21 protein-coding genes are annotated in these 21,331 nt (G+C 34.6%); 12 read left to right on the forward strand and 9 right to left on the reverse strand.

Annotation, left to right across the window (positions count from 1 at the left end; genetic code table 11):
• The 7 genes from HAW63_00375 to HAW63_00405 all read left to right on the forward strand — a co-directional run.
• On the forward strand, window positions 1-1,486 hold a 1,486-nt coding region (locus tag HAW63_00375), incomplete at its 5' end, for an acyl-CoA carboxylase subunit beta (protein MBE8162431.1).
• A 12-nt stretch (window positions 1,487-1,498) separates the two neighbouring features.
• Window positions 1,499-2,980 carry an acetyl-CoA carboxylase biotin carboxylase subunit gene (locus HAW63_00380; GenBank protein ID MBE8162432.1) on the forward strand — a complete coding sequence of 494 codons (1,482 nt, stop codon included), beginning with the start codon at window positions 1,499-1,501 and terminating at the stop codon, window positions 2,978-2,980.
• 33 nt (window positions 2,981-3,013) lie between these two features.
• Window positions 3,014-3,538, forward strand: coding sequence for an acetyl-CoA carboxylase biotin carboxyl carrier protein subunit (locus tag HAW63_00385; GenBank protein ID MBE8162433.1), 525 nt, complete (start codon window positions 3,014-3,016; stop codon window positions 3,536-3,538).
• 70 nt (window positions 3,539-3,608) lie between these two features.
• On the forward strand, window positions 3,609-3,875 hold the full coding sequence (locus HAW63_00390) for a DUF2282 domain-containing protein (protein MBE8162434.1): 267 nt from the start codon (window positions 3,609-3,611) through the stop codon (window positions 3,873-3,875).
• Window positions 3,876-3,893: 18 nt separating this feature from the next.
• A complete protein-coding gene (locus HAW63_00395) occupies window positions 3,894-4,736 on the forward strand; it encodes a DUF692 domain-containing protein (GenBank protein MBE8162435.1) in 843 nt (280 codons plus the stop codon).
• Window positions 4,737-4,757: 21 nt separating this feature from the next.
• Window positions 4,758-5,528 (forward strand): DUF2063 domain-containing protein, encoded by a 771-nt coding sequence (locus tag HAW63_00400; GenBank protein MBE8162436.1) that lies wholly within the window; start codon window positions 4,758-4,760, stop codon window positions 5,526-5,528.
• Entirely contained in the window at window positions 5,525-5,968 is a 444-nt protein-coding gene (locus tag HAW63_00405) for a DoxX family protein (protein MBE8162437.1), read from the forward strand. Before HAW63_00400 ends, HAW63_00405 begins: the two co-directional genes overlap by 4 nt.
• Window positions 5,969-6,015: 47 nt before the next feature.
• Here HAW63_00405 and tatC read toward each other — a convergent pair whose 3' ends face one another.
• The 3 genes from tatC to HAW63_00420 are packed head-to-tail and all read right to left on the reverse strand — an operon-like array spanning window position 6,016 to window position 7,602.
• Window positions 6,016-6,726 carry a twin-arginine translocase subunit TatC gene (gene tatC / locus HAW63_00410; protein ID MBE8162438.1) on the reverse strand — a complete coding sequence of 237 codons (711 nt, stop codon included), beginning with the start codon at window positions 6,724-6,726 and terminating at the stop codon, window positions 6,016-6,018.
• Complete coding sequence (locus HAW63_00415; GenBank protein MBE8162439.1) at window positions 6,723-7,049, reverse strand: hypothetical protein; 327 nt, start codon at window positions 7,047-7,049, stop codon at window positions 6,723-6,725. Before HAW63_00415 ends, tatC begins: the two co-directional genes overlap by 4 nt.
• Window positions 7,050-7,092: 43 nt before the next feature.
• Window positions 7,093-7,602: a hypothetical protein gene (locus HAW63_00420; protein ID MBE8162440.1), complete on the reverse strand. Its 510-nt coding sequence runs from the start codon at window positions 7,600-7,602 to the stop codon at window positions 7,093-7,095.
• 59 nt (window positions 7,603-7,661) lie between these two features.
• On the opposite strand from HAW63_00420, the gene hemW reads away from it, so the two are divergent.
• The 4 genes from hemW (at window position 7,662) to lon (ending at window position 13,870) form a co-directional block, all read left to right on the forward strand.
• A complete protein-coding gene (gene hemW, locus HAW63_00425; GenBank protein ID MBE8162441.1) occupies window positions 7,662-8,822 on the forward strand; it encodes a radical SAM family heme chaperone HemW in 1,161 nt (386 codons plus the stop codon).
• A 22-nt stretch (window positions 8,823-8,844) separates the two neighbouring features.
• On the forward strand, window positions 8,845-9,459 hold the full coding sequence (locus tag HAW63_00430; GenBank protein ID MBE8162442.1) for a nucleotide exchange factor GrpE: 615 nt from the start codon (window positions 8,845-8,847) through the stop codon (window positions 9,457-9,459).
• Entirely contained in the window at window positions 9,449-11,416 is a 1,968-nt protein-coding gene (locus HAW63_00435) for an ABC transporter substrate-binding protein (protein ID MBE8162443.1), read from the forward strand. Before HAW63_00430 ends, HAW63_00435 begins: the two co-directional genes overlap by 11 nt.
• 93 nt (window positions 11,417-11,509) lie before the next feature.
• A complete protein-coding gene (gene lon / locus HAW63_00440; GenBank protein MBE8162444.1) occupies window positions 11,510-13,870 on the forward strand; it encodes an endopeptidase La in 2,361 nt (786 codons plus the stop codon).
• 19 nt (window positions 13,871-13,889) lie between these two features.
• Here lon and HAW63_00445 read toward each other — a convergent pair whose 3' ends face one another.
• Window positions 13,890-14,327, reverse strand: coding sequence for a hypothetical protein (locus tag HAW63_00445; protein ID MBE8162445.1), 438 nt, complete (start codon window positions 14,325-14,327; stop codon window positions 13,890-13,892).
• 193 nt (window positions 14,328-14,520) lie between these two features.
• Between HAW63_00445 and HAW63_00450 the strand changes: the two genes are divergently transcribed.
• Window positions 14,521-15,726 (forward strand): hypothetical protein, encoded by a 1,206-nt coding sequence (locus HAW63_00450; GenBank protein ID MBE8162446.1) that lies wholly within the window; start codon window positions 14,521-14,523, stop codon window positions 15,724-15,726.
• A gap of 32 nt (window positions 15,727-15,758) precedes the next feature.
• Here HAW63_00450 and HAW63_00455 read toward each other — a convergent pair whose 3' ends face one another.
• From HAW63_00455 to HAW63_00475, 5 genes are all read right to left on the reverse strand, one after another.
• Entirely contained in the window at window positions 15,759-17,318 is a 1,560-nt protein-coding gene (locus HAW63_00455) for an NADH-quinone oxidoreductase subunit N (protein ID MBE8162447.1), read from the reverse strand.
• A 2-nt stretch (window positions 17,319-17,320) separates the two neighbouring features.
• Window positions 17,321-18,832 (reverse strand): NADH-quinone oxidoreductase subunit M, encoded by a 1,512-nt coding sequence (locus tag HAW63_00460; GenBank protein ID MBE8162448.1) that lies wholly within the window; start codon window positions 18,830-18,832, stop codon window positions 17,321-17,323.
• A gap of 23 nt (window positions 18,833-18,855) precedes the next feature.
• Window positions 18,856-20,778, reverse strand: coding sequence for an NADH-quinone oxidoreductase subunit L (nuoL, locus tag HAW63_00465; protein MBE8162449.1), 1,923 nt, complete (start codon window positions 20,776-20,778; stop codon window positions 18,856-18,858).
• 5 nt (window positions 20,779-20,783) lie between these two features.
• Window positions 20,784-21,104: an NADH-quinone oxidoreductase subunit NuoK gene (gene nuoK, locus HAW63_00470; protein ID MBE8162450.1), complete on the reverse strand. Its 321-nt coding sequence runs from the start codon at window positions 21,102-21,104 to the stop codon at window positions 20,784-20,786.
• Window positions 21,097-21,331: NADH-quinone oxidoreductase subunit J (locus HAW63_00475; GenBank protein MBE8162451.1), on the reverse strand; the 235-nt coding region annotated here is incomplete at its 5' end. The genes nuoK and HAW63_00475, both read right to left, overlap by 8 nt.

Genomic DNA, 21,331 nt, shown 5'->3' on the forward strand with positions numbered 1-21,331 from the left:
CGAAGCACGAACCGCTAAATACAAAGCCACTAATCGCCTGCTAGCCCGAGAGCGTATTGAATTTTTATTAGACAAAGACAGCTTTGTAGAAACCGATCAATTAAGAAAGCATCGCTGCCAAAATTTTGGAATGGAGCAAGATCAATTTTATGGCGATGGTGTTGTTACAGGTTATGGAAAAATCCATGGCCGCTTAGTGGTTGTCTATAGCCAAGACTTTACGGTGCTAGGCGGAAGCATGAGTAAAGTGCAAGGCGAAAAAATTTGTAAAATAATGGACATGGCTTTAAAAATTGGCGCTCCTATTATTGCCATAAATGATTCTGGAGGAGCCCGCATTCAAGAAGGCGTGGAGTCTTTAGCTGCTTATGGAGATATATTTTTACGACACACCCAAGCTTCGGGAGTGGTTCCGCAAATTAGTGCAGTTATGGGCCCTTGTGCAGGTGGCGCGGCTTATGGGCCAAGCCTTACTGATTTTATTTTTATGGTGAAAGACACTAGTTACCTTTTTGTAACCGGACCCGATGTTATTAAAACCGTCACCCACGAAGAAGTAAGTAAAGAAGATTTGGGCGGTGCTGCCACTCATACACAAAAGTCAGGACTTGCTCACTTTGCTACAAAAGATGATCAACATTGTTTGTTAATGATTAGAGAACTTTTAAACTTTTTGCCCTCCAACAACAAAGAAACTCTGGCCTCTAAAAAAGTATTAGAAAAAAATTTAGAGCCTAATAATGATTTAGAAAACATTCTTCCAGATAGTATAAAGAAACCTTACAATATTAAAGACTTTATTGAAAACATTGTAGACGAGGCTTATTTTTTTGAAACACAACAAAGTTTTGCCGCTAACATTGTTACAGGCTTTGCCAGAATGGATGGTCAAAATATTGGAATTGTCGCCAACCAACCACAAGTATTAGCGGGTTGTTTAAATATCGATGCCAGCAGAAAAGCCGCTCGTTTTATTCGGTTTTGCGATGCCTTTAATATTCCCATACTCACTTTAGTAGATGTTCCCGGATTTTTACCTGGAGTAAATCAAGAGTGGAATGGGCTTATCGCCCATGGTGCAAAATTACTTTATGCCTATTGCGAAGCCACTGTGCCAAAGGTCACCCTTACTATTCGAAAAGCTTATGGCGGTGCCTATATTGTAATGTCTTCTAAACACTTAAAAGGAGACATTAACCTAGCTTACCCTAATGCAGAAATTGCAGTAATGGGGGCCGAAGGAGCCATAAATATCATTAGTAAAAAAGAGGTGCAACAAGCAAAAAAACCCGAAGAGGTTAAGAAAAAACTAATCGACCAATACGAAACTGGGTTTAGTAATCCTTTTGTAGCTGCCGACTTAGGTTACATTGATAAAATTATTTTGCCAAAAAACACTCGAAAACATATTGTTGAATCCTTTGATATACTAAAAAATAAACGCGCGGGCAGCCCTGCAAAAAAACATGGCAACATTCCTTTATAAACGGATTTACATATGTTTAAAAAAATATTAATTGCAAATCGTGGGGAAATTGCTGTTCGTATTATTCGTACCGCCCGCACCATGGGTATAGAAAGTATTGCTATTTTTAGTGAAGACGATCGCCAAGCTTTACATGTACTACTGGCCGATAAAGCCTACTCTGTGGGGGCTGCTAGTGCAAAAGCGTCTTATTTAAATATTAAAAGTATTATTGCTATTGCCAAAAAAGCAAAGGTAGACGCTATTCACCCTGGTTATGGATTTTTAAGCGAAGACCCTAAGTTTGCCCAAGCCGTTGTCGACGCGGGAATAGTTTTTATAGGTCCCTCCCCAGAGATTATTGAAAAAGTGGGCGATAAGCTAAGTGCTCGAGCAGAAATGAAAAAAATAAAAATGCCTTTGCTTCCTGGCAGCTCGGATCAAATCACCTCTCTTGAAGAAGCTAAAAAAATTGCAGATACAATTGGTTACCCTATAATTATAAAAGCTACTGCAGGAGGTGGTGGTAAGGGCATTGCAAAAGTTTTTCAAAAAATAGAATTAGAAAAGGCATTAATAAAATGCAAAAAAGAAGGCTTGCTTTATTTCAATGACGATCGCGTTTTTATAGAAAAATTAGTACTTAGCCCTAAGCATATTGAAGTGCAAATTTTTGGCGACCAAAAGGGAAATATTGTACACCTGTTTGAAAGGGAATGCTCTGCTCAACGGCGAAACCAAAAGGTTTTAGAAGAATCTCCTGCGCATAATTTACCTCCCCTTGTTAGAAAAAAAATCTGTGACCTTGCTGCTAAGGCAGGAAAACACTTAAAATACTTTAGCGCTGGAACAATAGAGTTTATTTACGAACCTTCTTCTCAACAGTTTTATTTTATGGAAATTAACCCTCGTCTACAGGTAGAGCACCCTGTAACCGAAATGACTGTGGGCGTGGATTTAGTAAAAGAACAAATTCAAGTGGCTGCTGGCTTAGCACTTTCGTGGAAGCAATCGGATTTAAAAACTCAAGGACACGCTATTGAACTTAGAATTTGTGCAGAAGATCCAAAAACTTTTTTACCACACCCCGGAAAAATTAGTTTATGCCAACATCCTCAAGGCCCTTTTGTTAGAGTGGATAGCTGTGCATATTCTGGTTATTTTGTGCCATTAAATTATGACCCTTTAATTACCAAGATTATTGTTTGGGCGGATTCTAGAGAAACTTGTATAAAACGATTAACCACCGCTATAAAAGAAACTCGCATAACAGGGATTAAAACCAACATTATTTTACACAAACATATTTTACAACACCCTCTTTTTATAGACGCAACTTATCACACGGGGTTTATTGAAAAAAATATTATTAACAAAAAACACAAAGAGTTTTTTTCTTTTGTTAATGATCATGTTTTTGTAATTACTGCTGCACTACAAAAGCTACAAACCAAAGATGAGCCAACAAAAAACCACAGTGATTGGAAAGATTCTTCTGCCGAACAATCTTTTTAAAGAATATTAATAAAATTTTTGAGGTAATATACTATGAAGTTTAAAGTTAGCATGAAAAATAAAACTTATTGGCTAAATATTGTCGAGTCCTCAACGGAGTGGGAAATTCAATTACTAGAGGACGACTTAAAAAAAGAAACTTTATACAATGTTTCAAAAAAAGATTTTGTAGAACTTCCTGGTGTTGTTAGCTTTATCTTTAAAAATAAATCTCATGTTTTACACACCACTAAGCAGGGCGACAAAGATCTTTTGTTTTGTAAGGGCTCTTACCGGACATTAAGCGTGCTAAACGAGGAAGAATTGCTAAGAGAAAGTATTAGCTCCAACTCTGCCCTTTCTAAATCATCTAATATTGTATCTGGTATGCCTGGAAAAATTGTAAAAATTTACGCCAAGGTGGGGAACACTTATAAGCAGGGAGAACCTTTGCTGGTAATAGAGGCCATGAAAATGGAAAACGAAATTCAAGCTCCCAGCGATGTCTGTGTTAAAAACATACTCGTAAAAGAAAATGACAATATAGAGTCGGGTGCTAAATTAATTGTTTTTAAATAGAGCGTCGCAACAAGCTCTTGACTTTTTTAGCTAAGTTTTTATTCTGGTTTCACACTAACCAGGAGAATTCATGACAAAAAAACAAATTACCGCAAGTCTATCTGCTATTGCTTTATTAGCTTTAACTACTCAGGGCCAAACCGCTAATGCCAAGAAAAAAGAAAAGTGCTATGCAATAGTAAAAGCTGGTCAAAATGACTGTGCCACTAACACCACTTCTTGTTCAGGCAGTGCTAAGAAAAATGCACAAAAAGATGCATTTATTTTTGTACCAAAAGGTTTGTGTACAAAAATAGTAGGTGGCAGTTTAACTAATACTATTAAAAAAAATAAATAGCCCTCTTTAAAAAATAGAGTGTCTTGTTTTGTAAAAAGTCCTACATCACAAATTTGTGGCGTAGGGTTAAGGTCTCCTCATCTAGAAATTTTTTTAGAAAAAAAATATAAAAATCTGTGGTTAGAAATTCATCCTGAAAATTATTTTTCTGATGGAGGAAAGTCTCTAGATTCTTTATATAAACTACGGCAGCACTACCCCATTAGCTTTCATTGCCTTGGCTTTTCTCTGGGCTCTTGCCAGCCTGTTAATTTAAACTATGCAAAAAAAATAAAAGATCTGGCAAACGCCCTGCAGCCTTTTTTAATTTCTGATCATATGAGCTGGAGTGGCTTGGACGGTGTGTTTACTCACGACCTACTTCCCATACCTTACACCTCTGCAAGTTTAAAAAATTTTATTAACAATATAAATCAAACACAAAATTTACTGGGGCGACAAATCTTAATAGAAAATCCCTCTAGTTACTTAAGCTTTCCCGAGTCAAACATGCCCGAATGGCAATTTTTATCAAAGGCCAGTAAACAAAGTGGCTGCGGTGTATTGTTAGATGTAAATAATATTTTTGTTAGTTCAAAGAATCACAACTTTGACCCTTATCAATACTTAAATAATGTTGCCGACCTGGATGTGCAAGAAATTCACCTTGCCGGACATCATATTAATACAGAAGAAAATATTTCTGTTTATATTGATGACCATGGTTCTGTGGTGTCTAAAGAAGTGTGGAAATTATTTGTAAAAAGTTTAAAACAATTTCCAAAAGCAAACCCTTTAGTTGAATGGGACACCAACATTCCCACTGTAGAAGTTTTACTAAAAGAACAGAAGAAAGCCCAAAAGCTTGTGTTACAAGCATAGCCGCCAAGGCTTTTGTTAAAAATGAAAACTACTAATAAAATACAAAAACAATTTATTCAAGATTTATACGGCTCTAGCGTGACGGGAAGTTATATTAGCGCTCACAACTTATCTAGCAAACAATTAATGCAAATTTATCAAAATAACTTTTTTTCTACACATATAGATAGTTTAAAAATTTCTTACTCTAAAACGCTAGAAATATTAGGGCAAGAGGCTTTTGAACAAACCGCTCGTGATTATATTCGTGCCCACCCTCCTCAAAAAGAAAGTATACAAAACTATGGACACAACTTTAGTACATTTTTAAAAAAGTACAAAGTTACAAAAAACTTTTTATACTTGCCTGACTTAGCCCGCCTGGAGCTTTTACTCAATTTGTCCTATTACGCAGAAAATACAGAGCCACTAAATGCGCTGCAATTTGCACAAGAACATACCAAAGACCCGCTGCTGGGTAAGCTTCGGCTGCACCCCTCTTGTTATTTAATGCAATCGCCCTATCCTCTAGACAAAATAATGCAATTAACCCAAAAAGGCTCATTAAAAATACTAGAAAACCAACAGTTTTATGGATTAATTGTTAGAAAACACTTTTGCCCTCAACTATTGCCTATTAAAAAAGAGACCTTTGCTTTTTTGACAGAAATTTATAATAATAAAGATATACTTTGTGCTACTAAAAAAGCTGTGCAGGTAAGTAATAACTTTAACTTACAAAAAGAATTGCTGTTTTTTTTAGAACAAAAAGTTTTTATGTTAAAAAATACTCTAACCAAGGAAAAAAAATGAAGAAGTTTTTTATTTGCTACAATAATATTTTTACCACTGCCTCTAGAGTGATGCAGCCTATTTTTTTATTTGCTATTCGCGCCCATGTTAGTTGGGTGTTTTTTAAAGCTGGATTAAATAAAATACAAAGCTGGGAAACCACTTTATATCTGTTTGAAGAGGAGTATAAAGTTCCTGTAATTGGCCCACACATAGCCGCCTACTTAGCCACTGCAGGAGAGCTAGTTTTGCCCGTTGCTTTAACTTTAGGAATAGTCTCTCGCCTTTCTGCTTTAGGCTTATTTATTTTAAATGTTGTGGCAGTAATTTCTTACCCTCTTTTGTGGGAGATGGGCTTTTATGATCATCAGCTTTGGGGATTAGCATTGTTTATTGTAGTGCTTTGGGGCCCTGGAAAATTGTCTTTAGATTATTTGCTGTGCAAGCAATTGCGAAAATAAACCCGTCTTATTTTTTTAGAGTGTTTGCTACAAAAAGCTTAACTAGTTTAGGCTTTTTTTTCTAATATTTTTACAAAAAAAATAGAAATTTCATAAAGAAGCAACAGGGGCGCTAGCATAAACACCATGCTAAAAATATCTGGAGGTGTTAAAACCGCCGAAGCAACAGCAAGCAACACTACTGCATATCGCCGAGAAGAAGTTAAAAATTGCGAAGACACTATTCCCATTACTGCTAAAACAGAAAACACCAAAGGCATTTCGAATGCCGAACCAAACACTAAAAACATTACAAAAAAGAAAGATAAATACTCGGCAATGCTAATCATGGCTTGGTCAGCAGAAGAGCCAAAGTTTAATAAAAAAGAAAAAGCGTTGGGAAAAACAATGAAATAAACAAAACTGCCCCCAAGAACAAATAAGGCACTTCCTATAAGCAAAAAGGCTGCCATAAACTTCTTCTCTTTTTTGTATAAAGCAGGAGCTACAAAAACCCACAGTTGATATAATAAAAAGGGAATGGAAAAAAAAACACTCGCTAAAAAGGCCACTTTAATATAAGAAATAAATTTTTCGGTGGGAGAAATAAAAACCAAGGCTTGGTTGGGTAAAAAGCCTACAATTGGCTCTCTAATAAAAGCAAATAACTCGTCCACATAAAACCAACAAAAACAAAAGCCTATACATAAAATAATAGCTGAGCGAATAAAAAAACTGCGCAAATCCACTAAGTGGGCGGTTAAACTTTGTTCTTTCACTTTTTATCCACCTGCGCTGTGTCTTTAATATTTTCTAACTCTTTAATATCTCCTAACTCTTTAATATCTTCTAGTCCTTTGCTATTTACCAGCTCTTCAACATCTTCTACTTCTTTAAATAAAATTTCTCGGCTATCTTTAATAGAATTACTTATTTCTTCTTGCATAGTGTTTAAAGGCCCTTTAACTTTGTCTGTAACTTGCTTCCATTCATTAAGTAGTTTTAATATATTTTTAGCCACAACGGGTAATTGTTCTGGGCCTACAAAAATTACCACAATAATAAAAAGTAAAATGAGTTCAAAAAAACCAAAATTAAACATGGGTAAACCATACCTTTAATTAAAAAAAATACTACAAAGATTTTTACTTTTTTAAAAAAGGCGAAAAGTTTAAACAATTTTTAGAAACATAGCGAAATAATTCTAAAAATACCAAAAAATTTTCACCACAGTATAAAAAAAGATCTTTTTTTTCTTCTTCTGCCTCTAATTTTGACAAGCGCTTATAAGCATTAGAGCCTAAATTGGTATAATACTCTAAGCCAATTATCTTTTTCTTAAAAAAAGCTGTGAAAAAGCCCAAGGTGTATAAGCTTTCCTCGGCCACCTGCTTTAACAATAGGTTTTTAGAAGGGGTTTTTGCAGATAAAGATTGAATGTATTTTTTTAATAAAGCTCTGTGCAAACTCTCTTCCTGACAAAGGTTCTGGCTTAAGCTATAATAAGCTAAAACAGAGCTTAAATAATTTAACAATGTAGGGGACAGTAATATTTTCCGACTTTCTACAGCCTCCTCTAAGGTGGAATAAAAAAATTCTTGAGTATCTTCGGCTATAGACAATGACTCTTTGTTAAACATATATAATATTATCATTTGAAGTAAAAAGGCCAAAGCTGAGCCTTAAAAAACTTAGACTTTGGTAGGCAATAATTATGAAATTTGGCATCTATGTACATATTCCTTTTTGTAGCAAACGCTGTAGTTACTGCGATTTTGCTGTACGCACAAAATTTAATTCCAGCAGTTTAGAAGACTATACCCACAGCCTAATTAAAGAAATACAACACCGCGGACCACAGGTGGGCTATACTCGCCTTCATTCCCTGTACTTTGGTGGAGGAACTCCCAGCCTGTTGCCCCTTGTGCAATTAGAAAAAATTATACTGGCTTTAAAGGCCGTTCCTTTTGTTATAGATTCTCAAACAGAGATTACTATAGAAATTAACCCCGAAAGTTTTAGCAAAGAAAAATTAGTACAGTATCAAAACTTAGGCATTAATCGCTTTAGTGTTGGTGTTCAAAGTTTTCAACCTTCACTGTTAAAAGTTTGTAACCGCGAACATAGTGTTAACGACAATCATAATAGCATTGCGCTTTTGCAAGGTTTAAACTTTTCTTTAGATTGGCTTTTTGGTTTACCCACGCAAAGTAGTGCTTTGTTTTCTAAAGATGCCGATTTATTTATTCAGTCTGGTGCGCCTCACATTAGCCCCTACCTTTTAACCTTACAAGAGTTTCACCCTATGAATAAAAATCGACCTCCAGAGGGGGAACAAGTTACTATGTTAAATGCTATTCGAACCCGTTTGTTAAAAAATAATTTTCAACAATATGAAATATCCAATTTTGCAAAGCCTGGGTTTTGCTCCCAGCACAACCAACTTTATTGGGCCGATCAAGCCTACTGGGGGATTGGCTTAAGTGCTCACTCTTACTTTCCTGCCCAGGGTGCTTGGGGGGCAAGAGCTTGGAACTCTTCTTCCTTGGCAGCCTATCAAAAGGAAGTTAAGCAAGAACAACATAAATCATTATTAGATTATTACCCTCGCAAAAAGGTAGAGGTGTTATCCAAAAAGGAGTCTTTACAAGATTTTTGCTATACACATTTGCGAACAAGCTTTGGGCTTTCCGAAGAAAAACTGCTTCAAAAATTTGGAAAAAATAGCCTATTAATGGTAAAACAACAGCTAGCCAGTTTTGTAGAAGAAAAACAGATTTTGCATAAGAAAAAAACTTGGCTATTAACTCCCCAAGGTATAAATATAAGCAATAATATATTTTTAAAACTAAGCCTATTAACAGACAAAAATTAGAACTTCAATAAGGAGTAAGTTAATGCAAAAAGATGTAGAAAATGCAAAAGAAAACCCATCCACAGAAGAGTCTAATGTTGCCCCTAAGGATGTAAGCAACACAAAAGAAACTCCATCGGTAAAAAAATCTGCCTCTAACTCTAACGAAGAGGTGGTTCTTTCCCCTTTAGAAATTGCAAAAAAAGACGCTACCGAATGGAAAACACAATACGCCTACTTAAAGGCAGAGTTTGAAAATTATAAAAAAAATGCAGCTAAAGAACAGTTACGGCTAATACAATTTGGCTCAGAAAATCTAATCTTAGATATTTTAAAAATATCTGACCTTTTTGAAATGGCTTTGAAAACAGAAGTAACTGCAAGCAATTATGAAAATGTTTACAAAGGGTTTAAAATGACCGCAGAAGAGCTGTCACAAAGCTTAGAAAAACATGGACTTAAAAAAATTGTGACTAGCAAAAAAGCCTTTGACCCTCACTTGCACGAGGCCATTAGCTCGGAAAGTAGCGAAACAGTTCCTAGCGGTCACATTATTAAAGAGTATACCGTGGGCTATACTTTACATGATAAAGTTATTCGCCCTAGCCAAGTTATTGTTTCTGCTCCTCCTTCAGAACCTAAAGATAATGAAAAATAACTATCGCTTGCATTTTTTCAGCCTTCTTGCTGTTTTATATTTAGGGTCTTGCTCGCACCAGCTTGCGCCAGCGCCAAAGCCCATTTCTTTACAATCTGCAAAAATACAATTAAAAACTTTGTTGTATCAATATAACAAAAAGCAAATTAATGACTCTGTTTTTATACAAAAATTAAAAACAATAGAAACCACCTACCCCAATACGCAAAGTTTTTTTCAATCTCTTTTTTTGCGAAGTAAAGTTGCCTTTCAAAGAAAAGATTTTAATTTACAGCTTCAATTATTAGAACAAATTGCATTGTCTCCCTACAGCGACCCCTTAATAAAAAAAGCTATGCTGCGTTTAATTCAATTAGCTGAAGAGCGCAAACAGTATCAATTTGCTATATCTTTTATTCTTCAAATAAAAATAAAGCAACTGGATATAAAATTACAAAATTATTTATATGTAAAACTATTTAACTATCACTACCATTTACAACGCTACTTTCAGGCCCTTGAATGGGGGCAGCGCTTAGCGGGCAACAAGGCTCTCCCCCCTTCTGTACAAAAGCAAATTTCTTGGATTATCACCAACCTTTTAAGCGAAAAAGAAATTACCCAACTACTAAAAGGGGGGGATTATCCTAATTTACAAGTATTTGCTCTTTTGAGATATGGAAAACAACTTTTAAAAGAAAAAAACTTTTTTGAAGCCAAAGATATTTTTTCACAGCTTTTTGACCAATCTCAAGACCCCAGCGAAAAACAATTAGCTTTTTCTTTTTTAGAAAAAATTAAAAAATACAAAAAAGTAAACAAAAACAAAATTGGCTTAATTGTTCCTTTAACAGGAAAGTATGCTAAGGTTGGGCAATCTATTGTTAATGCTGTTTCTTTGGGTCTAGGTATTTGGAACCGTCAGTCTAACTCTTGGCTAGAGTTAATTATAATGGATAGTCGTGGCAGCAAACAATACACCGAGCTAGCTGTTCATAAATTATTAACGCAAGACCAAGTCATTGCTATTATTGGTAACCCCTTAAGTAAGACTTCTAAAATTGTTGCAAAAACAGCTTCTCAATTTGAAGTTCCGTACATATCTCTTTCGCAAAGCCCTGGCATCACCAACAACCGCCCTTATGTTTTTAGAAATTCTATTACCAGCAACATGCAATTAGAAATATTATTTAAGGCTATACAAGATAACTTTAACACTACTAAGTGGGCAATGCTCTACCCCAACGATGCTTATGGAACAAAACATGCCAATTTATTTTGGGATATTGTTTTAAAAAATCGACATTCTGTTATGGGGGCGCAATCTTATCCTTCTAAAGAAAAAGATTTTAACAAAGAGATACAAAGCCTTGTTGGTTTACATTTTTTAGAAGACAGAAAAGAAGAGTACACAGAAGCTTTAAAAAAGTGGCTAGAAAAAAATAAAAATAAACATCGAGTTCATAATGCCTCTATAGATTCTTTATTAAACCCTGTTGTACAATTTCAAGCCTTGTTTGTTCCCGATACTTTAAAAAATTTAATTCAAGTTAGTAATATGTTAATTTATCATCAAATAGAGGGGGTTGTTTTATTAGGAACAAACTTGTGGAATAAGCCAAAGCTTGTTAAATACCTACCCAAATACACCGCACCTATATTGTTTGTAGACTCTAGTCTTACTTATAGAAAAAAAGTAAATTCCGATTTTTATAAAGTTTTTAAAAAAACTTTTTATAATCGCCCCCACCTTTTGGCTAGCTATGCTTATGAAGCCGCTTACTTAGTAAAAGAACTGCTAACAAAAAATAAGATTAACACTCGTCTGCAACTACAAACCGCCATAAGCCAAGTCGGCCGCTTTCCTGGCGCTTTTGAAACTTTATACATTTCTAATAATCGCGAATTTACCCGCCCATTAAGCTTATTTCAAATTAAGAAAAATAAAATCTTGGTATATAAACCAAGTATCAAATAGCAACACATTTTATTTAAAAAAACTAACCTATGGCCCATTAGCTATTTTTCAAAATTAGCCGACCTAATCATATAACCAAAAGGAAAGGTCATAATGAAAAATACCAATGTAGAAATTAGTTTAGCCATACTGCCCGTTCGTGATTTAGTTGTTTTCCCTTATATGATAATTCCTTTATATGTTATGAGACCAAAGTCTATACAGGCTATTTCTCATGCCTTATCTACTAATAGAGAGCTTTTTATTACTGCTCAAAAAGACAAAAATATAGAAAACCCAGGCCTTGCCGATCTTTTCTCGGTGGGCAGTATTGTAAATATTTTACGAATGCGCAAACTTTCTGATGGTCGAATTAAAATTTTAGTGCAGGGAAAATCTAGGGCAAAAATTATTAGTGATAATGCCCACGCCGATTTTTTACAAGCTAACATTAGTGTTCTTGATATTGCTTTAGAGACCCCTCCTTTTTCTAAAAAAACAGAAACTGCGGTTGCGCAAATTAAAAAAGATTTGTTGTTTTTAAATTCTTATAAAAAACTATTGAACCCCGAAATATTAAATATCTTAGATGATATTAGTAATATTCATCACTTTTGTGACTTAATAGCTAATAGTTTAGGGTTAAAACTACAAAGTGCTCAAAAATTATTAGAGCAAAATAAAGCAGAAAAAAAACTAGATTTTATTAAAGAAATTTTAGCCACCGAAATTACTATTTTACAGTCAGACACAAGCCAACAAAGTTCGCAATCTATTCCTTTAAATAATTCTGTTAATTACAGTAATTTTACAGAGCAAGAAAGTAACCCTCAATCCGAAGAAATTTGTGAATTGCAAAACCAAATTAACAAAATAGATTTTCCTACAAAAACAAAAAAGGAAGTAGAAAAACAATTAAAACGCCTAAGCACTATACATCCAGAGTCTAGCGAGTTTTCTATCTTAAGAAACTACTTGGATACCATCATAGAGCTTCCTTGGAATATTAATAGCAAAAGTGTTATTGATTTAAAAAAAGCAGAGAAAATTTTAAACTCTGAACACTATGGCTTAGAAAAAGTAAAAGACCATATTATAGAATTTTTAGCGGTAAATAAATTAAAAGCCTCTAACTTAAATCAATCTATTCTTTGCCTAGTGGGGCCTCCTGGAGTAGGAAAAACTTCTTTAGGAAAAAGTATCGCAAAGGCTATGAATAGAAAATATCATCGTATTGCTTTGGGTGGGCTGAAAGATGAATCCGAATTGCGAGGGCATCGTCGCACTTATGTAGGAGCTATGCCTGGAAAAATTATTCAAGCTTTTCAACAAGTAAAAAGTAATAACCCCGTTATTGTTTTAGATGAAATAGATAAATTAGGCGCTGACGGAAAAGGAGACCCCAGCGCTGCAATGCTAGAAATTTTAGACCCCGAACAAAATGCATACTTTAAAGATCATTACCTTAATGTAGAATTTAATTTAAGCAAAACTATATTTATTGCTACCGCTAATAACTTAGCAAGTATTCCCTCTGCTCTTCGAGATAGATTAGATATTATACAATTATCTGGATACACAAGAGAAGAAAAGCTACTTATTGCCGAACAGTATTTAGTAAAAAAACAGCTTGAGCAAACTGGCCTAACTTCAGAAAATATTCAGTTTGCACAATCTAGTATCATACAAATGATTGAAGCCTACACTCGCGAAGCAGGAGTTAGGGGATTGAGTCGAATTATTTTAAAAGTTTGCCAAAAAACAGCTCGTAAAATAGTAGAAAAAACAGAAACATACAGCAGCATAACACAAAAGAACTTGCACGATTTTTTAGGCGTTCCTCATTTTTTAAAAGAAAACCAATTGCAAGAAGATGCCGTGGGAGTAGCAACGGGTTTAGCTTGGACTTCTGTAGGTGGAGAAATTTTGTATGTTGAAGCCTTAAAAAAAGAAGGAAAAGGGCACCTACAATTAACAGGGCAACTGGGAGATGTAATGAAAGAGTCTGCCCAAGCCGCTTTTTCTTATGCTAAAGCTCACTACCGTGCTTTAGAAATTCCACCAAAATGGTTTGATAATTATGATATTCATTTGCACTTACCTGCTGGAGGAATTCCCAAAGATGGCCCTTCTGCCGGTATTACTATGGCCGTAACTTTAATTAGTGTAATGAGCAGCAAGCCCATTTCTAAAGAATTAGCTATGACAGGGGAACTTACTTTAACAGGAAGAGTTTTGCCCGTAGGCGGAATTAAAGAAAAATGTATTGCTGCCTTGGCTCACGGTCTTTGTAAAATTATTTTACCTTTAGCCAACAAAAAAGATGTGGAAGATATTCCTAAAAATTTACGGTCACAAATTCAATTTTTATTTGTAGAGCATTTAGACGAAGTGTTGACCTTAGCTTTTAACACAGCCAATTTACATAAAACAGAGCTGCATCATAAAAAAATAGAAAAACAAAACGCAGCTTAGTTTTTGTACTAGTGCTTTACTATTCTAAAGCCATAACTAAAGTTTTAAGATTCACTACCTCAGCTTGTAATTTTACAAGCTGTGCTTTTTGCTGTTGGATAACCAGCTCATAGTCAGCTCTAACTCTTGCTAATTGCATAGTGTTTTCTGGTTCTACGCTAGTTTGGCTAGTCAAAACTTTGGAGTCCACCTCTTCAGCCATCGCCTTAGCGCTCTTATCTATGTTAAAAAAACTATATGTAGATAAATCCACTTGCGGCAAAGAGGCTTTCTCTTTAAAAGAAGGGGTTTTGTTTTCAAAGCCCTCTGCGGTTGGCCTTAAAGCAGAGGGTTTTGGTGTGTGAGGGGGTGAAACAGAGGTGCGTCTTTTTAAAGATGCATCTTTTAAAAAATATTTACCATGGCGAAATGTAAACTCTACCCTGTCTGATTTAATCCGACGGCGCAAAGTAGACATGCTCACTTGATACTTATTTGAATACTCATTTAAGGATAGCCAACTGTCCAAAATGTCCTCCATTCTTTATAAGATTAGCAAAGCTTGCTAAAAGCGCAACCAGCACCGCTGTTGTGCGTTACTTTTTTTGACTACTCACGGGAAGCAGACTATTATTTTCTTATATTAAACCTACCCTGATAAGCCACCTGTTATGCCAACACAGTTTACTCAATATAAAAAACCCGCTTTAGTTCTTGGTGGTGGCGGAACCAAAGCCGCTGCCTTTCATACTGGTGTTTGTGTAGCTCTACAAGAAAAGGGCTTTGTATTTGCAGGTGGTACAGCAAAACAAGTTAAAGAAACTTTAGCCCAGGCTAAAGGCCAGCCTGTTTTTCAAACCTATGTTGGTTCTAGCTCTGGTTCTATTATTTCTAGTTTTTTAGCCAAAGGCTACAGCCCTGAAGATATCTTAAAAGCTACTATTAGTAGAAAAGAATTAAATTTTTTTAATCATAGCTGGTTTACAAAAAGTACCGCCAAACTTCCCCCCATTCAATATCGCGATTTATTTTCTTTTAACTTAAGTATTGATCAAGCTAAAAAAATATTAAAATCTTTTGTATCCTTCAGTGCTTTAAAAAATACACGAAGCCTAGAGTCTTTATTAAAAGCTTACCTTCCTCTTAGTGGTATCTTGTCTCCTCATAAAATAGAAAAATATTTTAAAACTACCCTAGACTCAGAAAATAATTTTCAAAACTTAGGTGTCGATCTTTTTATTCTTTGCTCTAAGTTAGACGGCCTAGGCTTAGTGGCTTTTTCTAAATATCAAAAAAATTATTCTGATATGGAGTATGCCGATTATGCTTTAATTAGCGAGGCCATTGCGGGCAGTACAGCTATGCCAGGTATTTTTTCTCCGTTTCCCATTACTAACAAAAAAGAGACTCGCTTTTTTTATGATGGAGGAATTTTAGAAGACTTAGCCCCCCAAATTGCCGACACACAAAAGGCAGACTTGGTAATTTTATCTAATCCAATTATCCCCTACCAATATCATGATAGTAAGGGGTCTTTGTCTGAACACGGCATTCCTTTTATTTTAACTCAGGCTATTTATCAATTAATGTACAAACAAACAAAAACAGAAAAAAGCCGAAAAAAACAACTTACTGATACTTTTAATAAATTAAAAAAACATTTAGACGGTTTAAAACTAAGTGTCGAAGAAAAAGATGCCATTTTTAGTATCTTAGAAAAACAATTACATTTTAAAAAAAATACTAAATATGTTTATATACAACCAGAGAAAACAGATTACCAACTTTTTTGGTCTGATCACATTAGTTTAAATAAAGAGTTACTAAGTTATGCTTTTAAAAAAGGCTTTAAAGCGGGGATTGCTGCTTTAAAGTAATTTTCCTTCTAAGAAACTATTATAAACAGTACTTAAACTTTGTATTCTATAAAAGTCTTTAATATTTGAAATAAAAAGCTAATAATTGTTTGAGAAAAAAAGCCTAAAACAAGACTAAGAAAAGCTAAAATTACTATAGAAAACAAATGTCCTTGGCTCCATAAACTATTTTTTAAAGATCTTTTTGGAAAAGAAAATACACTGGGCTCTAAGTCGTCCTTAGAAAGACACATGGTAATAATTGGTTTAAAATAATAATACAAACTAATAATAGAACCTATAATTGCCCAAATACTTAGCCAAAACAGCCCTTCCTTTAATGCCGACAGTAGCACTAAAAATTTAGCAAAAAAACCAAAGGTGGGCGGAATTCCTGCTAAACCCAAAAGCACCACGATAAGGCTAATCGCCAAGACAGGGGCTGTATAAAGTAAAGATTTTAAATCAGAAACCAAAAGGCTAATGTCTTTGTCTTCTTTTTCTGTGGAGTCTGTATTAGCTAAAGCCTTTTCTTGTTTGTATTGTTCTAAGTAACTAATAATCCCAAAGGCTGCCACAGTTAAAATAGTGTAAGACAATAAATAGTAAAGACTAGACACCAAAGCATAAGAAGATTCTTCTTTCATGGCCACCGTTATTGCAATAAGCAAGTAACCCGAATGGGCAATGCTAGAGTAAGCAATAATCCGTTTTAGTTTTACTTGCTTTAACGCCGCCACACTTCCCACTAAAATACTTAAGGCAGATAGCCATTGTAAAATATTTAATAAAGTGGCGCCTTTTAAGCCAAGGGCAATATCTAGATACGCAAATTTTAATAAAACAATAAATACCACTAACTTAATAGCAGAGGCCATAAAGCTAACTACCGCACTTTCTGCACCTTCATACACATCTGGCAACCATGAATGAAATGGAACTATTGCTACTTTAAAAAAAAGGCCAGACAATACTAGCAAAACTCCTAAAGAAAATAACCTGCTCATCGAAAAAATATTATAAGAAATATTTAATAGCTCGCTAAAGTATAAACTTCCCACCGAGCCATAAATAAAGCTTAATCCGTACAGCAAAATTACAGAAAAAAAACTTCCTAATAAAAAATATTTAATAGCTGCTTCTCTACTAAAAAAGGAGCTTCTGCTTAGCAAAATAAGAATATATAAAGATAAAGAAGCGTACTCTAAGCCAATAAACATAATTAATAAATCATTAGCCCACAACATTAGGATTAAGCCTATGGCGGCGTTAAGAAGTAAAAATAATTTTTCTTCAAACTGGCGAGAGGTAAAGGTTGTATTGTTTTTTAAAAATAACACGCTAAAAAATAAACTTATTAAAATTAGTGCAGCTACATGCTCTACAATAGCATCTAGCTTTAAGGCATTAAAAAAAATTAAAGATTGCGAAGAAGGAAAGGTAAAAATCGAAACAATAGCTAACAAAATTCCCAACATCACTTCTATAGTAATAAAATTGTGTGACAACTTAGTTCCTGCCACTTTAGCACTAATGGGCACTAAAGAAGTAATAAATAAAAACAATAGTGGTAGTAAAATAAAAACTTGCTGTAAATTAAATAAGTGGCTCATGCTTATTCCTTTCCCTGTGATAAGGTTAAGTTATACTGTTGGTAGTTATCATTTAAATATTGCAAACTAGTATTAGAATATTTTAAAAACACTTGTGGAAAAATGCCCATAGCAAAAACCATTACAGCAAAAACTAATAAAATGCATTTTTCTTTAAGATTTAAATCTAATTGACTAGAAATATCTTTGTATAAAACAGACACTTTTCCAAAAAAAACATTTTTATATAAAAGTAGCATGTAACTAGCTCCAAGCACCACTCCAGAAACCGCAAAATAAGCAATAACAGGGCTAGCTTGAAAGGCTCCCATTAAAATTAAAAACTCGCCAACAAAGCCATTGGTTAAAGGCACTGCCATGCTTGCACAAGTAAAAATAAAAAAGAAAATACTAAAGTACGGTGCCACAGAGGCTAGGCCTCCATAGTCTTTTATTAATCTGGTGTGCGTTTTATAATAAATTAATCCCACCATAAAAAACAAAGCACTGCTGGTAATACCATGAGCTAACATTTGATAATAGGCTCCTGTTAAACCAAAAATAGTAAAACTAAACAGCCCCACTATAACATAACCCATGTGTGCTATAGAGGAGTAAGCAATTAGTTTTTTCATATCGGTTTGAGACATAGCCACTAAAGAGGCATAAATAATTCCAACAACGCCTAAAAAAATAAACAACCAACCCCAATACTGAGAGGCTGCGGGAAAAATAGGTAAAATAAATCGAAAAAATCCATACACTCCCAGCTTTAACATTACACCAGCCAGCATCATAGACCCCTCGGTGGGCGCCTCTACATGGGCGTCGGGTAACCAAGTGTGTAAAGGAAATAACGGAATTTTAATAGCAAAGGCAATAGCGAAAGCAAAAAACAGTAGGCTTTGTGTGCTAAACACTGTTCCTGCAATAAAAGGAATATCTAATTTATACCAATCCAACAAACTACTGCTAAAATAACCTAGCTGCACTTGAGTTAAGTGCATCATGTACAGCATGGCCAGTAACATAAACAAAGACCCTGCCAAGGTATAAATTAATAGCTTATAAGAGGCATAGCTTTTTCTTTCCCCTCCCCACAATCCCACAATAAAATACATCGGAAACAAGGACGCTTCAAAAAAAATATAAAACAACACTGCATCAATAGATAAAAAACTTCCTATTAAGGCTACTTCTAAAATTAAAAACGCAGACAAAAAAGCAATGGATCGTTTTTTCCAAGCATAAAGAAAAATCAATACAGTTAATAAGCTGGTTAAAACAACTAAGCTTATAGACAACCCATCTACTCCTACAAAATACGAAATACCAAAAAAATTAATCCAACTGTGCTTTTCTACAAACTGCAAAGCTGCAGTTTGTGTATTAAATGCTAATAATAGTTGAACAGATAATAAAAATTCAACAATTGCAGCTCCCAATAAAGTTATGCGCTTGCCATATATACTAGGAACCAAGCAGCTAAGTAAAACACCCACTAAAGGAAAAAAAATCAATACCGATAAACTCATAACCTTCCCTTTACTTTTTTATATTAAGTAATAAAAAAACAACCAACAATCACACCTAATCCCAAAATAAAATAAAATGCATAACTTTGTAACTTGCCGTTTTGTAAAGCGCAAAAGCCCGCCCCTAAGCGTTGGACAAAATTACTAAGTTTAAAAGTAATGTCATCAATAAATAATTTATCCATGTCTGACAAAGATTGGGCTATAGACCCTAAAGGCTTTATTATTATTTTATAATAATATTCATCAACGCTATATTTAGATAATAATAACTGATGCAATCGAAAATACTGTTTGGACAATTTTGCAGGCCAAGATGGTTTTTTAATGTACATAACAAAAGCCAGCGTTGCCATTAACCCCGCAACTAAAACAGAAGTAAGCATTAACAAAGCTTCTTTTGCTTCTGACATGGGTATGATTTTTATGTTTGGCGCAATTAACGACAAAGCATTATTTAAAAAATTAGGAATATGTCCTAATAAATTTTCGCTAATTAAATGGGGAACGGAAATAAAACCTACAAAGACACTAAACACAGCTAAAATAATTAATGGAACGGTAATGCGCTTATCTCCCTCGTGAGGTTTAATGCTTGGGTTAAATTTTTCTTTTCCCCAAAAAGTTAAAGATACTAAGCGGGTCATGTAAAACGCCGTTAAGCCCGCACCAACAACAGACAAAACCCATAATAGCGGGTGCCCTAACGGACTTGCAAAGCCATAAAATAAAATTTCATCTTTACTAAAAAAGCCCGAGAAAAAAGGAGTTCCAATAATAGCTAACCAACCCATTAAAAAAGTTAAATAAGTAATGGGCATGTATTTTTTTAAGCCCCCCATTTTATTCATATCCTGTTCGCCTTGCATAGAGTGAATTACCGAACCTGCTCCTAAAAATAGTAAGGCTTTAAAAACCGCGTGAGTTATTAAGTGAAACATGGCTACAGAAAAGGCCCCAACTCCCACTGCTATAAACATATAACCCAGTTGAGATACTGTGGAATAAGCCAATACTTTTTTAATATCTTTTTGTGTAAGAGCAATACTGGCTGCTAACAACATTGTTATAACCCCTACGACCGCTATAATATGTAATACGCTGGGCACTAAAATAAATACTGAGCTAAGACGAACAATTAAATAAATACCAGAAGTCACCATAGTTGCTGCGTGAATTAAAGCAGAAACAGGAGTGGGGCCTGCCATGGCATCTGGCAACCAAACAAAAAGAGGAATTTGTGCAGACTTTCCCGTGGCACCAATAAACACAAACAAGCAAGCCAAGCTTAATACCCCCCATGTTTCCACAGAACTGCTGGCGGCCGCTATAGAAATGTCTGCGTAATTTAAGCTTCCAAAGATAGAAAATAAACCAAATATCCCTAGCAAAAAGCCCGCATCGCCAATTCTATTTACAATAAAGGCCTTCATGCCTGCCTTGGCTTTTTGCACATCAGAAAACCAAAAACCAATTAGCAAATAAGAGCATAAACCCACTCCCTCCCAACCTACAAAAGTTAAAAGTAAGTTGTCTGCTAAAACTAAGATTAACATATTAAATAAAAAAAAGTTTAAATACGCAAAGTATTTAGCTGGTCGTAAATCATGAGACATATAAGACATACTAAAAATATGAATTAGTGTTCCCACCCCTGTAATAACTAAAGTCATAATTCCACTTAAAGAATCTAAAACAAAACCAAAAGGTACAGAAACAGCGGCAACCTCAAACCAAGAAAAAAAATGAAGACTTATGGACCTTTCAGAAACTTCTTGAAACAAAAAGGGCAACAACAAAATTACAGCAGAAATAAAACTACCAAAAGCTGCTGCCGAAGCAATAGTTCCAGATAATTGTCCTTTTTTACTATCCCATCTATAAGCATTAATTAAAAAGCCTGCTAAAGGGAAAATTAAAATTAAAGAAAAAAGTAAACCCTGCATAAAAATTATCCTTTTATTTTTTCCACTTCGCTTATGTCAAAAGATTTTTTCTTTTTAAAAAATAGTACGGATATAGCCAAGCCCACTCCCACCTCGGCGGCGGCAATACTCATGGTAAAAAATACTATTACTTGTCCGCTAATGTTATTAGAAAAATGACTAAAAGCTACAAAAGATAAATTAACCGCATTTAACATTAGCTCTAAACAAACCAGCAACATGATAATGCTTTTATGAAAGAAAAAACCCATCATTCCAATAGAAAATAATAAAATAGATAAAACTAAATAATGCTCTAGGCCTACAACCATTAACCAATTACTCATGGGTTCCCCCTTTAGACTTTGCAATAGAAATAACACCAACAGTAATCGCTAATAAAAAAACGCCCATTATTTCAAAGGCTAAAAGATATTTGGTAAACAAAGTTTGTGACAAGCCTTTAATGCTCATGTCTTTTAATAATTCAGAAAAGCTGTTGTCAGAAATTAAAGTTAAATGCATTGCGTTTTTAGACACTAAAAAAATGCCAGTTACTAAGCCAGAAAACCAA

It is taken from the genome of Pseudobdellovibrionaceae bacterium (genome assembly GCA_015163855.1).
GTDB lineage: Bacteria > Bdellovibrionota > Bdellovibrionia > Bdellovibrionales > UBA1609 > JAAOIH01.